The organism is Ramlibacter sp. PS4R-6 (genome assembly GCF_037572775.1).
Taxonomy (GTDB): Bacteria; Pseudomonadota; Gammaproteobacteria; order Burkholderiales; family Burkholderiaceae_C; genus Ramlibacter.
This window is the reverse complement of record NZ_JBBHKA010000001.1, coordinates 2,241,339-2,256,346: the sequence shown is the minus strand read 5'-3', so window position 1 is coordinate 2,256,346 and position 15,008 is coordinate 2,241,339. Positions and strand designations below refer to the sequence as shown.

The window sequence follows — 15,008 nt, the reverse complement described above, 5'->3', positions numbered from 1 at the left end:
AAGTGCAAGCGCGAGTCATCCCCATTGCCGCCAGCGGCGAAGACCAGCGCGAGCGCAAGCGCCGCGGCCCCAAGGGCCGCCGCGCCGACGCGTCCGTGCTGGCCGAGGTGCGCGAGCTGCTGGGCGATGCGCCGCGCCGCCGCGACCTGCTGATCGAGCACCTGCACAAATTGCAGGACCGCTACGGCCATCTCTCCGCCGCGCACCTCGCGGCACTCGCCGAAGACATGCGCATGGCGCAGAGCGAGGTGTTCGAGGTCGCTTCGTTCTACCACCACTTCGACATCGTCAAGGAAGGCCAGGCCGCGCCCGCGCAGCTGACGGTGCGCGTGTGCGACGGCCTGTCGTGCGAGATGGCCGGCGCGCAGAAGCTGCTGGCCAAGCTCCCTGCCCTGCTCGGCGCCGACGTGCGCGTGATCCCGGCGCCTTGCATCGGCCGCTGCGAACAGGCGCCCGCCGCCGTCGTCGGCCAGCATCCCGTGCCCTGCGCCACCACCGAGAAGGTGGCCGAGTGCGTGAAGTCCGGCGCGACCCGGCACGAGCCCGAAGGCTACGTCGGCCTGTCGCAGTACCGCGCCGCCGGCGGCTACAGGACCCTGGAGGAGTGCCTCGCGGGCAAGCGCAAGGTCGACGACGTGATCGCCACGCTCGAATCGTCGGGCCTACGCGGCCTGGGCGGCGCGGGGTTTCCCGCCGGGCGCAAGTGGAAGATCGTGCGCGCCGAACCGGCGCCGCGCCTGATGGCGGTGAACATCGACGAAGGTGAGCCCGGCACGTTCAAGGACCGCGTGTTCCTGGAGCGCGACCCGCACCGCTTCCTCGAAGGCATGCTGATCGCCGCGTGGGCCGTGGGCATCGACGCCATCTACATCTACCTGCGCGACGAATACCACGGCTGCCGCGCGCTGCTGCAGCAGGAGCTCGACCGCCTGCAGGCCGCCCCGCCGTCCGCCGGCTTGCCGAAGATCGAGCTGCGCCGCGGCGCCGGCGCCTACATCTGCGGCGAAGAGTCCGCGATGATCGAATCGATCGAAGGCAAGCGCGGCATGCCGCGGCTGCGCCCGCCCTACGTCGCGCAGGTGGGCCTGTTCGGCCGCCCCACGCTCGAACACAACTTCGAGACGCTGTACTGGGTGCGCGACCTGCTCGAGCGCGGCGCCCAGTGGTTCTCGTCGCAGGGCGCGAACGGCCGCAAGGGCTTGCGTTCGTTCTCCGTGTCGGGCCGTGTGAAGAACCCCGGCGTGAAGGTCGCACCGGCCGGCGTCACGATCCAGGAGCTCATCGACGAACACTGCGGCGGCATGCTGGACGGCCACCGGTTCTATGGCTACCTGCCGGGCGGCGCTTCGGGCGGCATCCTGCCGGCATCGATGAACGACATCCCGCTGGACTTCGACACGCTGCAGCCCTACGGCTGCTTCATCGGCTCGGCGGCCATCGTCGTGCTGTCCGACAAGGACACGGCCAGTGCCGCCGCGCGCAACCTGATGCGCTTCTTCCGCGAGGAGTCGTGCGGCCAGTGCACGCCGTGCCGCGCCGGCACCGCCAAGGCACTCGCCATCATCGAGAAGCCGAAGTGGGACCTGCCGCTGCTCGCCGAGCTGTCGCAGGTGATGCGCGACGCCTCCATCTGCGGCCTGGGCCAGGCCGCGCCGAATCCGGTCGACTGCGTGGTGAAGTACTTCCCGCAGGAACTGGGAGAACAACGATGAACGCCGTGACGCGCGCCGAACTCGCGCAGGTGGAAGCGCCCACCGTCACCTTCAAGCTCGATGGCCGCGAGGTCACCGCGCCCGCCAATCGCACGATCATCGAGATCGCCGACGAGATGGGCGTGCCCATCCCCCGGCTTTGCTACAAGCCGGGCCTGGACAAGGTGGGCAACTGCCGCTCGTGCATGGTCGAGGTCAAGGGCGAGCGGACGCTCGCCGCCAGCTGCTGCCGCCACCCGGCCAACGGGATGGAGGTGACGACCAACAGCGAGCGCGCCGTGGCGTCGCAAAAGCTCGTGCTGGAGCTGCTGCTCACCGACATGCCCGAGCGCGAGTACACGCGCCACAACGAGCTGGACGAGTGGGCCGCGAAGCTGAATGTCGGCAAGCCGCGCTTCGCGCAGCGCGGGCAAGTGGCCGCGGACGTGTCGCACCCCGCCATCGCCGTGAACCTGGACGCGTGCATCCAGTGCACGCGCTGCCTGCGCGCCTGCCGCGACGAGCAGGTGAACGACGTGATCGGCCTGGCGTACCGCGGCGAGCACGAGAAGATCGTCTTCGACATGGACGACCCCATGGGCGTGTCCACCTGCGTGGCGTGCGGCGAATGCGTGCAGGCCTGCCCCACCGGCGCCCTCATGCCCGCGCGCGACGTGGCGCTGGCGGTGCCGGACAAGCAGGTCGAATCGGTGTGCCCGTACTGCGGCGTGGGCTGCCAGCTCACCTACAACGTCAAGGACAACAAGATCCTCTACGTCGAGGGCCGCGACGGCCCGGCGAACCACGGCCGCCTGTGCGTGAAGGGCCGCTATGGCTTCGACTACGCGCACCACCCGCAGCGCCTGACGAAGCCGCTGGTGCGCAAGGCCGGTGTGGCCAAGGACCCGCGTGCGCAGCTGGACCCGGCGCGGATGATGGACTTCTTCCGCGAAGCGACGTGGGAAGAAGCACTCGAACTCGCCGGCGGCAAGCTGCGCGACCTGCGCGATGCGCACGGCCCGAAGTCGCTGGCCGGCTTCGGCTCGGCCAAGGGCAGCAACGAAGAGGCCTACCTGTTCCAGAAGCTGGTGCGCACGGGCTTCGGCAGCAACAACGTCGACCACTGCACGCGCCTTTGCCATGCGTCGTCCGTCGTCGCGCTGCTCGAAGGCATAGGCTCCGGCGCGGTGTCCAACCCGGTGATGGACGTCGCCAAGGCCGAGGTCGTGGTGCTGATCGGCGCCAACCCGACGGTGAACCACCCGGTGGCGGCCACGTGGATGAAGAACGCCGTCAACAACGGCACGAAACTGGTCCTGCTGGACCCGCGCAAGTCCGACCTGGCGCGGCACGCGCACCGCTACCTGCAGTTCAAGCCCGACACCGACGTCGCGATGCTCAACGCGATGATGCACGTGATCGTGCACGAAGGGCTGGTGGACGAGGCGTTCATCGCCAGCCGCACCATCGGCTACGAGGACTTGAAGAAGAACGTCGAGGGCTACAGCCCCGAGGCGATGGCGCCGATCTGCGGCATCGACGCCGAGACGCTGCGCTACGTCGCGCGCCTGTACGCGACGTCCAAGGCCTCGATGATCCTGTGGGGCATGGGCGTGTCGCAGCACGTGCACGGCACCGACAACGCGCGCTGCCTGATCGCGCTGGCGCTGATGACGGGCCAGATCGGCCGCCCCGGCACCGGCCTGCACCCGCTGCGCGGGCAGAACAACGTGCAGGGCGCGTCCGACGCGGGCCTCATCCCGATGATGCTGCCCGATTACCAGCGCGTCGATACGCCCGGCGTGCCGGAGCGGTTCGAGAAAGCCTGGGGCATGAAGCCCGGTTCGCTGGACAAGAAGCCCGGCCTGACGGTGGTCGAGGTGATGCACGCCATCAAGGCCGGCACCGTCAAGGGCATGTACATCATGGGCGAGAACCCCGCAATGTCGGACCCGGACGCGAACCACGCGCGCGAGTCGCTCGCCGCGCTGGACCACCTGGTCGTGCAGGACATCTTCTTCACGGAAACCGCGTACCTCGCCGACGTGATCCTGCCCGCGAGCGCCTTCCCCGAGAAGACCGGCACCTTCACCAACACCGACCGCATGGTGCAGCTGGGCCGGCAGGCGATCGAACCGCCGGGCGATGCGCGACAGGACCTGTGGATCATCCAGCAGCTGGCCAAACGCCTCGGCCTGCCGTGGGACTACAAGCACGTCAGCGAAGTGTTCGACGAGATGCGCGGCACCATGCCCAGCATCGGCGGCATCACGTGGGACCGCCTCGAGCGCGAGCACTCGGTCACCTACCCTTGTCGCGCCGAAGGCGACCCCGGCGAGCCGGTGGTGTTCGTGGAGAACTTTCCGCGCCCGGATGGCCGCGGCCGCTTCGTGCCGGCGGACATCATCCCGGCGGACGAGAAGCCCGACGCCGAATACCCGGTCGTGCTGATCACGGGACGCCAGCTCGAGCACTGGCACACGGGCAGCATGACGCGGCGCGCCAGCATGCTCGATGCGATCGAGCCGGATCCCGTCGCACTGATCCACCCGCTGGACTTCGAAGGCTTCGGCATCCGGCCGGGCGACGTGGTGACGATCGAATCGCGGCGCGGCAAGGTGAGCCTGTATGCGCGCGCGGACGACAGCTCGCCGCGCGGCGCGGTGTTCACGCCGTTCTGCTACTACGAAGCGGCGGCGAACAAGCTCACGAACCCGGCACTGGACCCGTTCGCGAAGATCCCGGAGTTCAAGTACTGCGCCGTGCGCGTGACGCCGGGCGGGCCGGTGCCGGAGCAATCGAGCTTCGGCGGCGGGCAGGCGCTGGCGGCCGAAATGTCATCGCGGGCTTGACCCCGCCGGCCGGCGCGTTTCAGGAAGCGGCTTGCTGCGCTGCCGGGACCGCGTCCGGGCCGGTTACCACGGGCAGCGACGCGACGAACCTCGTGCCCTCGCCGGCATCCGAGGCGACATCCAGCGTGCCCCCGTGGGCCGTCACGATCTCCCGGCAGATGTACAACCCCAGGCCCAGGCCTTCGGGCCGGCGGTGCTCCTCGCCCGAAGTGCCGCGAGCCAGCGCCTCGAAGATCCTGCGCCGGTCCTCGGGCGGGATGACCCGCCCGCGGTTGCGCACCTCGGCGGTCACGGTATCGCCCGTGCGCACCAGGCGAAGCTGGATGGGTTCACCCCGCGCGCCGTATTGCACCGCATTGGCGAGCAGGTTCGAGAAGAGCTGGCCCATGCGGCCTCCGTCCCATTGCGCGACGAAAGGCCCTTCGCCGATCGCCAGTACGAGGTCGGCATCGGGATGGCGGATCCGCGTCTCGATCACGATGTCGGCTGCGACATCGGCGAGGTCCAGCCGGGTGCGCTGGATCGGCATCGCCCGGCCGGCCTGGCCGCGCGTCACGTCCACGACCTGTTCGGTCAACACGCTGATCCGCTGGACGCTTTGCCGGATGGGGCGGGCCGCCGCGGCATCCAGCTTGCCGGAGCGCACCAGGTACTCGGTTGCCATCAGGATGGTCCCCAGCGGGTTGCGGATGTCGTGCCCCAGGATGCCGATGAAGAGGTCGCCGGCACGCTTGGTCTGGCGCGTGTAGCGCGACACCGACTCGGCGATCGCCTGGTCGATGGCCTCGTTGAACCGGGTGATCTGTTCGATGTCCTCGAGCTCCGCGCGTTGCGTCCTGTGCGACCACAGCCGCAGCACGCTCGCCCGGAGCGCGCGGTACTCCGTGATCATGGCGCCCACGGCGAACCCCGCGCCGATCCGGGTCTCCGCATGCGCTTCGGCCGCGGTGTCGCGGGCGCCCGTGATCGCCACCACTTCCCCGCGCGATTTCGCCTCCTGCGCGGAAGGCGACTGCGGCCGGTCCATGTCGGCGGCGATCGCTTCGAGGATCTGCGCCGCGTGGTCCCGCAGCCCCTTCATGTCGAGCTCACCGCCCTCATGCTCGACGGTGGACGCGAATTCATCCCACGCACTCAGGATCTCCTCGGCGTTGTCGCGGAGGAAGGAGGGGAACGTCTTGCGGGGAACGGTGTGGAGTGAAAGTGCCATGGCGCGCCTGGTCGGTGCGCTGACAATTGGACTTCGCCCTTGGGGCCGCCGGTTAGAGGCACGAGAGGAACCGGCAAGTTCTGCGGCCCAGTCTACCAGCACCCCACTGTCGAGCATCACGCCGCTGCGCGCACGAGCCGCTCCAGCGTGGCCAGCACCACGCCGGGCTCCGACAGCTGCGGGAAATGCCCGCTGCGCCTGGCCACCACGTGCTCGCTGTGCGGCGACAGGCGCGCCAGATCGCGCTGGTGCGCCAGCCGCGCCTGCAGCGCCTCGCCTTCCATGATCCACTTCGGCGGCGGCGCGCCGCCGGTGATGACGGCCAGCGGCACGGGCGGGAACGGGCCGGCGCCCTCCACTTCCTTCACCACGTGGCCCACCGCTTCGACCTCCGCATGCAGGTTGTCGCGGAACACCCACTCGGGCAAGGCCATCACCCGGCGCAGCGCGCGCGTCAGCTGCGCCTCGTCCATCTGCAGCACGTCGTGGTCGCCGGGGTGCGTGGCTTCCAGCAGCAGCACGCCCGCGACCTCTGCCGGGTGCAGGCGCGCGAACAGGTTGGCATAGAGCCCGCCCAGCGAATGCCCGACCAGTACGAAGGGCGGCGCCAGCCCCGCGTACGACAGCAGTTCGCGCACCGACGCGATGACGACCGCGCCGCTTTGCAGGCCGGGCGGATCGTCGCTGCCTTCCATGCCGAAGCGGTTCCACGCCAGTACCGCGCCCAGGGATTCGATATCGGGGTACAGCGCGCGCCAGCCATCGAGCGCGACGCCGGCGCCGTTGAAGAGGACGATGGCCGGCTCGCCTTCGCCCGAGATCACGTATTCGAGTGCACCGCAGCGGGTCTGCAGGCGCTGGACCGGCGGGAGATCGCCCAGCCGGAAGGGCTTGTCACGCGCCCCCACGGTCCTCCATGACGGTTCCGGTGCCGCCGCACCGGGGACATCGGTTGCCCGCGACGGCGCCGCTGCCGCCGCAATCGGGGCAGATGCCTTCCCCGTCTGCCGGGGTGCGCGCGGAACCGATGTCGTTGGATGCGCCGGGGTCTTCCTCGCCGGCGACCGATGTCTGCAGGTCGACGGGTGGCGTCGAGCTCATCTGGGCCTCCTTGGGATGCCCTTCCTTATCGCGCGGATGGGCAGCGGTGGCGATCAGCCGCCGGCTACAGGCGCTGTCAGCGCCCGCGCCAGCCGGGCTGTCGCTTCTGCGTGAACGCGGCCACGCCTTCGCGGAAATCCTCGCTGCCGTAGGCGCGGCGGATGAGGTCGTCGGCCTCGGGCAGGCCTTGCACCAGCAGGCGCCGCAGGGCTTCCTTGCTGACCGCCTGGGTCACGGGCGCGAGCGATGCGAGCTGTTGGGCGCGCTTGGCGAGGTCCTCGTCGATGTGCTGCGCGTCCACCACCTGAGCCAGGTAACCACAGCCGCGGGCTTCGTGCGCCTCGATGAGCTCGGCCGACAGCAGCATGCGCTGCACGCGCGGTCGGCCGAACGCCGCGATGAGCCGCGCGATGTTCGCGATCGACAGGCAGTTGCCGAGCGTGCGGGCGATGGGCACGCCGAACTTCGCCGTGGGCGTGGCGATGCGGATGTCGCACGCCGTGGCCAGCGCCAGGCCGCCGCCGACGCACCAGCCGTCGATCACGGCCAGCGTCGGCATGGGCAGCGCCTCCATCTTCGCGATGCCGCTTTCGATGTTCTTCTCGTACGCGACGCCGTCGTCCCCGCCCTGGAAGGCGAGGAACTGTTCGATGTCGGTTCCGGCCACGAAGGCCTCGCCACCCGCGCCACGAAAGACCGTGCAGCGCACCGACGGGTCGGCCGCGAGCTGGTCGCAGATGCGCGCCAGGTCGGCGTACATGTCCCAGGTCATCGCGTTTCGCGCCTGCGGGCGGTCGAAGGTGACGTGCGCGACCGCGCCGTCCATGCTCAGCGTGACCGCGCCCTTGTCGCTCATGCGGCGAACGCGCCCTGCGCTTCCAGCGCGGCGCGCTCCTTCTCGCCGATGCCGAACTCGGCCAGCACCTCGGCCGTGTGCTCGCCCAGCAGCGGCGGATGGCGGCGCACCTGCTGCGGCGTCTCCGACAGCTTCACCGCGAAGCCGATGTTCGGCACCGTGCCTTCGATCGGGTGGTCGATCGGCATCTTCATGTTGCGGGCCTTCGCATGCTCGCTGTCGAAGGCTTCGGGGTAGGACAGGATCGGGCCCGCGGGGATGCCGGCCTCCAGCAAGGTGTCGACCCAGTAGTCCTTGCCCTGCGTGCGGAAGGTCTTCTCTAGCTCGTGTTCGAGCGCCGCGCGATTGTTCAGGCGCAGCGAGATCGTCGAGAAACGCTCGTCGGCCAGCAGCTCCTCGCGGCCCATCAGCTTGCAGAGCTTCTCCCACAGCTTCTGGTTGTTGGCGCCCATCACGAAGTAGCCGTCCGAGCAGGCCATCGCCTGGTAGGGCGCGGTCATCTTGTTGCTCGTGCCCAGCGGCTGCGGCGGCTTGCCGGTGCCCCAGTAGTCGCAGATGTCCCAGACCGAGAAAGCCAGTGCGGTGTCGAACAGCGACGCGTCGACGTACTGCCCCTGCCCCGTGTTCTTCACGCCGATGTAGGCGGCGAGCGTCGCGTAGATCGCGAACAGCGCGCAGCCGATGTCGGCCACGGGCACGCCGCATTTCACGGGCGGCGAATCGGGATAGCCCGTCACGCTCATCACGCCCGACATTGCCTGCGCCATCAGGTCGAAGCCCGGGCGGTCGGCCCAGGGCCCGTTCTGGCCGAAGCCCGAGATGCTCGTGTAGACCAGTCGCGGGTTGACCTTGCGCAGCTCCTCGTAGCCCAGCCCCAGCCGCTTCATCGCGCCGGGCCGGTAGTTCTCGATGAGGATGTCGGCGTCCTTCGCCAGCCGCTTGATCAACTCGCGCCCGGCATCGGTCTTCAGGTTGACCGCGATGCTGCGCTTGTTGCGGTTCATGTTGAGGAAGCCCATGGAGTCGGGCCCCTTCATCTTGAACCCCATGGAGCCGCGCGTCTGGTCGCCGCCGCCGGGCGGCTCGATCTTGATCACGTCGGCGCCCAGGTCGCCGAGCAGCATGCACGCATACGGCCCGGCCATCACCTGGGAGATGTCGAGGACGCGCACGCCCTCCAACGGCAACTTCTTGGTCACGCTTCGCCCTTGACCCCGCCGTCCTTGATGATCTTGGCCCACTTGACCTGCTCGGCGGCCATGAACTCGCCGAACTTCTCCATGGAGCCGCCGCCGTCCTGCGCGCCCGAGGCTTCGAGTTTCTCGATGACGTCGGGCATCTGCATGACCTTGTTGACGTCCTCGTTCATGCGCTTGGCCAGCGCAACCGGCATCTTGGCGGGACCCGCGAGGCCGTACCACGTGGTGGCTTCGAAGCCGGGGAAGCCCGACTCGGCCATCGTCGGCACGTTGGGGTAGGCCTTGACGCGCTGCAGGCGCGTCTGCGCGATCGCGATCGCCTTGCCGCTCTTCACGTGCGGCGTCGCGGCCGTCATCGTGTCGAAGCTGTACTGGATCTGCCCGCCGATCAGGTCGGTGAGCATCGGGCCCGAACCCTTGTACGGCACGTGGATGGCCTTCACCTTCGCGGCCAGCATGAACATCTCCAGCGCCAGGTGCTGCGCGCTGCCCGTGCCGGCGGAGCCGAAGCTCACCTTGCCGGGGTTGGCGCGGCACAGCTCGACGATGTCCTTCACCGTCTTGGCCGGCTGCTGCTCGTTGCAGATCAGCAGGTTGGGCGTGACACCCACCAGCACGATGGGCTGGAAGTCCTTCGCCGGGTCGTAGTTCACCTTCTGCAGCGCGGGCGTGATGGCCTGGCTGTTGATGTGCGCCATCAGCAGCGTGTTGCCGTCCGGCGCCGCCTTGGCGACGTAGTCGGCGGCGATGGTGCCCGAGGCGCCCGCCTTGTTCTCGACGATGACCGTGGTCTTCCACATGTCCTGCAGCTTCAGGCCGATGGTGCGCGCGAGGATGTCCGTGCCGCCGCCGGGCGAGAAGCCGACGATGATGCGGATGGGGCCCGCGGGCAGCTGCTGTGCGCGCAGCATCGGCGCGGCCAGCGTCGCGGCGGTGGCGATGGTGAAAGTACGGCGTTTCATGGTTTGTCTCCTGGGTCCTACCTGGTGATGCTTAAGCGGCCTTCTTCATCACCGCGGGCGCGGGATGCGAGGCAAAGAAATCCATGGCGGCCTGCACGCCCGAGCCCGCGAGCTTCACGCCCGAGAGCTTCAGGCCCATCTCGCAGCCCGACAGGGCGGCCATGAGCGTGAGGTCGTTGCAGTCGCCGAGGTGGCCGATGCGGAACATGCGGCCCTTGACCTTGCCCAGGCCCATGCCGAGGGACAGGTCGAAGCGTTCGTAGATCAGGCGGCGCACGGCGTCGGCGTCGACACCTTCGGGCAGCATCACGCCCGTGAGCACCGGCGAGTACACGGAAGGATCGGTGCACTGGATTTCCAGGCCCCAGGCCTTCACGGCAGCGCGCACGCCCTCGCCCCAGCGCTTGTGGCGCGCGAACACCGCGGGCAGGCCGCCGTGCTGCGGGTCCAGGACCATGTCGCACGCCTCGGCCAGGCCGTAGAGCAGGTTCGTGTTGGGCGTGTACGGGAAGTAACCCGTCTTGTTCATCTCGATCATCTCGTCCCACGCCCAGAAGGACTTGGGAAGCTTCGCGGCCTTGCTCGCCTCGATGGCCTTGGGCGAGACGGCGTTGAAGCTGATGCCCGGCGGCAGCATCAGGCCCTTCTGCGAGCCGCTGATGGACACGTCCGCGCCCCACTCGTCGTGGCGGTAGTCGGCGCAGGCCAGGCCCGAGATGGTGTCCACGAGCAGCAGCGCGGGATGCTTCGCCGCGTCGATCGCGCGGCGCACGGCGGGGATGTCGCTGGTGACGCCGGTGGACGTCTCGTTGTGCACGACGCACACCGCCTTGATCTCGTGCTTCGTGTCCTTCTTGAGGCGCTCTTCGATCATCTGCGCCTGCACGCCCTTGCGCCAGCCTTCGATGCCGGGCAGGCCCAGGACTTCGGTCTTCAGCTGCAGGCGGTTGGCGAGCTTGATCCACAGCGCGGCGAAGTGGCCGGTCTCGTACATCAGCACGTGGTCGCCGGGACTGAGCGTGTTCGCAAGCGCGGCCTCCCATGCGCCCGTGCCCGATGCCGGGTAGATCACGACGGGCTGCTTCGTCTGGAAGACCTTCTGCATGCCGCGCAGCACGCGCAGGCCCAGCTCGCCGAACTCGGGACCGCGGTGGTCGATCGTCGGCAGGCTCATCGCGCGCAGGATGCGGTCGGGCACCGGCGAGGGCCCGGGGATGGCGAGGAAGTGGCGGCCGGTGGGGTGGTAGTCGAGGGTGACCATGGGCATCTCAGGTTTTGGCCGATTTTTGCATACAAAATTCGCTTGTCAATGGCGTCCTACTCTGCCGCAAGGGTTTGACCTGAGCCAATTTTGAATACAAAATCGCGCCATGACGGCCGAAATCATCGCGATCCCGCGCGCCAACCTGCATGAGCAGGTGGCCCAGAAGCTGCGCCAGATGCTGGTGGAAGGCCGCATCCCGCCGGGGGCCAAGCTGAACGAACGCGAGCTGTGCGAGGTGCTGGACGTTTCGCGCACGCCGCTGCGCGAGGCGATCAAGATGCTGGCCGCCGAAGGCCTGGTCGAGCTGCTGCCCAACCGCGGCGCCATCGCCGTGTCGCTGGGCGAAGACGACATCCGCCACACCTTCGAGGTCATGGCCGGGCTCGAGGGCCTGTCCGGCGAACTGGCCGCGCAGCGCATCACCGACCAGGAGCTCGCCGAGATCCGCGCCCTGCACTTCGAGATGATGGCCGCGTGGACGCGGCGCGACCTGTCCAACTACTACCGCTTGAACGCGCTGATCCACCGGGCGATCAATGCCGCGGCGAAGAACCCGGTGCTGTCGGCCACCTACGACCGCGTCAACGCGCGCTTGCATGCGCTGCGCTTCCGCTCCAACCAGGACGAGGAGAAGTGGAAGACCGCGGTGAAGGAACACGAGCAAATGGTCGAGGCGCTGGCCGCGCGCGATGCGAAGGCGATGCGGGCCGTGCTGTCGGCCCACCTGCAGAACAAGCTGGAGGTGGTGCTCGAGCAGATGCGCGCAGCCAAGCCCGCCAAGAAGAAAGGCACGCGATGAACGCGCGCGTCCCGGTCAACACCGCCTCCTTCACGCCCGCGGGTACGTACGAAGCCGTTGCCCGCGCGGGCAACGAGATCGCCGGCCGCCTGGCGCAGCGGCTGAAGCAGGAGACGCAGGGCGAGGCGCTCTTCTCCCCCGGCGACCGCGGCCGCTACGCCACCGACGCGTCGATCTACCAGGTCGTGCCCGTCGGCGTGCTGGTGCCGAAGACGCACGAAGACGTGCGCGCGGCCATCGACATCTGCCGTGACCTGAAGGTGCCCGTCGTCGCGCGCGGCGGCGGCACCAGCCAGTGCGGGCAGACCGTGGGCGCGGGCCTCGTCATCGACCACTCGAAGTACCTGCGCAAGATCGTCAATTTCGATGCCGCCGCGCGCACGGCCGAGGTCGAGCCCGGCATGGTTCTGGACCACCTGAACCTCGCGCTGAAGAAGCTGGGGCTGTGGTATCCGGTCGACGTGTCCACCAGCGCGCAGGCCACCCTCGGCGGCATGGCGGGCAACAACTCGTGCGGCAGCCGCAGCATCGCCTACGGCAACATGGTGCACAACGTGCTGGGCATCGATGCCTTCACGCCCGACGGCCAGCTGCACCGCTTCGAGCAGTACGAGGCCTGCACGGGCTTCGCGCGCGACGTCGGCGACACGGTCAAGGCGCTGGCCGCCGCGCTGGCGCCCGAGATCGACGCGCGCTGGCCCAAGGTGCTGCGCCGCGTCGCCGGCTACAACCTCGACATCTTCCGCAACCAGAACGAGAAGCCTTACACGAGCGACGGCTCGGTGAACCTGGCGCACCTGCTCGTGGGCAGCGAGGGAACCCTCGCCCTGACGAAGTCGATCAAGCTGCAGCTCACGGAACTGCCCAAGGCCAAGGTGCTGGGTGTCGTGAACTTCCCGACCTTCTACAAGGCGATGGACTCGGCGCAGCACATCGTGAAGCTCGGGGACGACGGGACGCTCACCGCCGTCGAGCTCGTCGACCGCACGATGATCGAGCTGTCGCTGGCCAACCCGGCTTTCGCGCCGGTGATCCGCACGGCGGTGATCGGCCAGCCCGACGCCGTGCTGCTCGTGGAATTCTCCGGCGCCGACAAGGCGGAACTGGTGCGCAAGCTGGACCAGCTGGTGGAGCTGATGGGCGACCTGGGCTTGCCCAAGTCCGTGGTGCGCATGGAAGACGACACGCCCCAGAAGGCTCTGTGGGAAGTGCGCAAGGCGGGCCTGAACATCATGATGAGCCTCAAGGGCGACGGCAAGCCCGTGAGCTTCATCGAGGATTGCGCGGTGCCGCTGGAGCACCTGGCCGAATACACGGACGAGCTCACGCAGGTGTTCCGCAAGCACGGCACGCGCGGCACCTGGTACGCGCACGCCTCGGTGGGCACGCTGCACGTGCGGCCCATCCTCGACATGCGCACCGACGGCGCCCCGCGCATGCGGCAGATCGCCGAGGAAGCGTCGGCGCTGGTGCGCAAGTACAAGGGCGCGTACAGCGGCGAGCACGGCGACGGCCTGTGCCGCGGCGAATGGATCCAGTGGCAGTTCGGGCCGAAGATCGACGAGGCCTTCCGCCAGATCAAGCAGAAGTTCGATCCCGAGCGCCTCTTCGCGCCGAACCGCATCGTCGACCCGCCACGCATGGACGACACGCGGCTGATGCGCTTTCCGCCCAGCTACCGCGTGGTGCCGCTGCAGCCCGTGCTGGACTGGAGCGCGTGGGACGTGCAGAACGACCCTGCGACCGAGCGCGTCACCGCACCGGGCACCGGCAACGACCCCGCGCGCGGCTACGCGAAGGCCGTGGAGATGTGCAACAACAACGGGCACTGCCGCAAGTTCGACGCCGGCACCATGTGCCCCAGCTACCGCGTCACGCGCGACGAGATCCACTCGACGCGCGGGCGAGCCAACACGTTGCGCCTCGCCCTCTCGGGCCAGCTCGCGCCCGCCGCAGTCGCCGACGAGGCGGTGAAGGAAGCGCTGGACCTGTGCGTCAGCTGCAAGGGCTGCAAGCGCGACTGCCCCACCGGCGTGGACATGGCGCGCATGAAGGTCGAGTTCCTGCACCACTACAAGGCCAGGCACGGCCACACGCTCAAGGACAAGCTGGTCGCGCGCCTGCCGGACTACGCGCGCACCGCCAGCCGCTTCGCCGGCCTGTTGAACCTGCGCAACCGCAGCACGCTGCTGGCGAAGCTGGGCGAGAAGATCCTGGGCTTCTCGGCGCAGCGGTCGCTGCCGCAGTGGCAGGGCGAGCATTTCTTCAACGACATCCCGGTCACCGTCACGCGCATGGAGCTGATGCGCGCGGCGAGGCCCGTCGTGCTCTTCGTCGACACGTTCACGGGCTACTTCGAGTCGCTCAACGCCCGCTGCGCCGTGAAGGTGCTGCAGGCCGCCGGCTACACGGTGCACGTCGCGACCAAGCAGGTGGAGGACGGCAAGCACCTGTGCTGCGGCCGCACCTACCTGGCCAGCGGCATGGTCGACGAGGCCAAGGCGAAGGCCGGCGAGGTGATGGCGGCCCTGCTGCCGTTCGCCGAGCGCGGCATCCCGGTGGTCGGCCTGGAGCCCTCGTGCCTGCTCACGCTGCGCGACGAGATGCTGGCCATGGGCTTCGGCGAAGCGGCCAGGCGCGTGGGCGACAACGCCTTCCTGTTCGAGGAGTTCCTGGCGCGCGAAGCGCAGGCCGGCGCCCTGGAGGACTTCAAGGGCAAGCTGCAGCCGCTGGACAAGCGGGTGATGCTGCACGGCCACTGCCACCAGAAGGCCTTCGGCGCGGTGAACGCCATCCTCCAGGTGCTCCGGCTGATTCCGGGCGTGGAGCCGGAACTGATCGAGTCCAGCTGCTGCGGCATGGCGGGTGCGTTCGGCTACGAGGCGAAGCACCACGAGGTGTCGATGCAGATGGCGGAACTGAGCCTGCTGCCCGCCATCCGCAAGTACCCCGGCGCGATCGTCGTCGCCGACGGCACCAGCTGCCGCCACCAGATCGCGGACGGCGCGCAGCGCGAAGCCGTGCACGCCGCGGTGCTGCTGGCGGCGCAATTGCCGGGCTGACGCTACGATAGG

11 protein-coding genes are annotated in these 15,008 nt (G+C 68.9%); 4 read left to right on the top strand and 7 right to left on the bottom strand.

All coding sequences use genetic code 11. The annotated features are described in order from the left end of the window. The first annotated feature begins 2 nt into the window (after positions 1–2). Both WG903_RS11190 and fdhF read left to right on the top strand, forming a co-directional pair. Complete coding sequence (locus WG903_RS11190; RefSeq protein ID WP_340075277.1) at positions 3–1,712, top strand: NAD(P)H-dependent oxidoreductase subunit E; 1,710 nt, start codon at positions 3–5, stop codon at positions 1,710–1,712. Continuing rightward, positions 1,709–4,543: a formate dehydrogenase subunit alpha gene (gene fdhF, locus WG903_RS11185; protein ID WP_340075275.1), complete on the top strand. Its 2,835-nt coding sequence runs from the start codon at positions 1,709–1,711 to the stop codon at positions 4,541–4,543. Before WG903_RS11190 ends, fdhF begins: the two co-directional genes overlap by 4 nt. A gap of 19 nt (positions 4,544–4,562) precedes the next feature. Here fdhF and WG903_RS11180 read toward each other — a convergent pair whose 3' ends face one another. The 7 genes from WG903_RS11180 to WG903_RS11150 form a co-directional block, all read right to left on the bottom strand. Then, positions 4,563–5,753 carry a sensor histidine kinase gene (locus tag WG903_RS11180; RefSeq protein WP_340075273.1) on the bottom strand — a complete coding sequence of 397 codons (1,191 nt, stop codon included), beginning with the start codon at positions 5,751–5,753 and terminating at the stop codon, positions 4,563–4,565. 116 nt (positions 5,754–5,869) lie between these two features. Further along, positions 5,870–6,661 carry an alpha/beta fold hydrolase gene (locus WG903_RS11175; RefSeq protein ID WP_340075271.1) on the bottom strand — a complete coding sequence of 264 codons (792 nt, stop codon included), beginning with the start codon at positions 6,659–6,661 and terminating at the stop codon, positions 5,870–5,872. Then, a complete protein-coding gene (locus WG903_RS11170) occupies positions 6,648–6,854 on the bottom strand; it encodes a hypothetical protein (RefSeq protein WP_340075269.1) in 207 nt (68 codons plus the stop codon). Before WG903_RS11170 ends, WG903_RS11175 begins: the two co-directional genes overlap by 14 nt. Positions 6,855–6,930: 76 nt before the next feature. After that, positions 6,931–7,710 (bottom strand): enoyl-CoA hydratase/isomerase family protein, encoded by a 780-nt coding sequence (locus WG903_RS11165; protein ID WP_340075267.1) that lies wholly within the window; start codon positions 7,708–7,710, stop codon positions 6,931–6,933. Beyond that, a complete protein-coding gene (locus WG903_RS11160; protein ID WP_340075265.1) occupies positions 7,707–8,909 on the bottom strand; it encodes a CaiB/BaiF CoA transferase family protein in 1,203 nt (400 codons plus the stop codon). Before WG903_RS11160 ends, WG903_RS11165 begins: the two co-directional genes overlap by 4 nt. Next, positions 8,906–9,871 carry a Bug family tripartite tricarboxylate transporter substrate binding protein gene (locus tag WG903_RS11155; protein ID WP_340075263.1) on the bottom strand — a complete coding sequence of 322 codons (966 nt, stop codon included), beginning with the start codon at positions 9,869–9,871 and terminating at the stop codon, positions 8,906–8,908. The genes WG903_RS11160 and WG903_RS11155 overlap by 4 nt, the downstream gene beginning before the upstream one ends. Before the next feature lie 31 nt (positions 9,872–9,902). Then, a complete protein-coding gene (locus tag WG903_RS11150) occupies positions 9,903–11,132 on the bottom strand; it encodes a pyridoxal-phosphate-dependent aminotransferase family protein (protein ID WP_340078228.1) in 1,230 nt (409 codons plus the stop codon). 109 nt (positions 11,133–11,241) lie between these two features. On the opposite strand from WG903_RS11150, the gene WG903_RS11145 reads away from it, so the two are divergent. Both WG903_RS11145 and WG903_RS11140 read left to right on the top strand, forming a co-directional pair. Further along, the gene (locus WG903_RS11145) at positions 11,242–11,934 is read left to right on the top strand and encodes a GntR family transcriptional regulator (protein WP_340075261.1); all 693 of its coding nucleotides are present in this window, start codon (positions 11,242–11,244) and stop codon (positions 11,932–11,934) included. After that, positions 11,931–14,996: an FAD-binding and (Fe-S)-binding domain-containing protein gene (locus WG903_RS11140; protein WP_340075259.1), complete on the top strand. Its 3,066-nt coding sequence runs from the start codon at positions 11,931–11,933 to the stop codon at positions 14,994–14,996. The genes WG903_RS11145 and WG903_RS11140 overlap by 4 nt, the downstream gene beginning before the upstream one ends. The last annotated feature ends 12 nt before the right edge of the window (positions 14,997–15,008 follow it).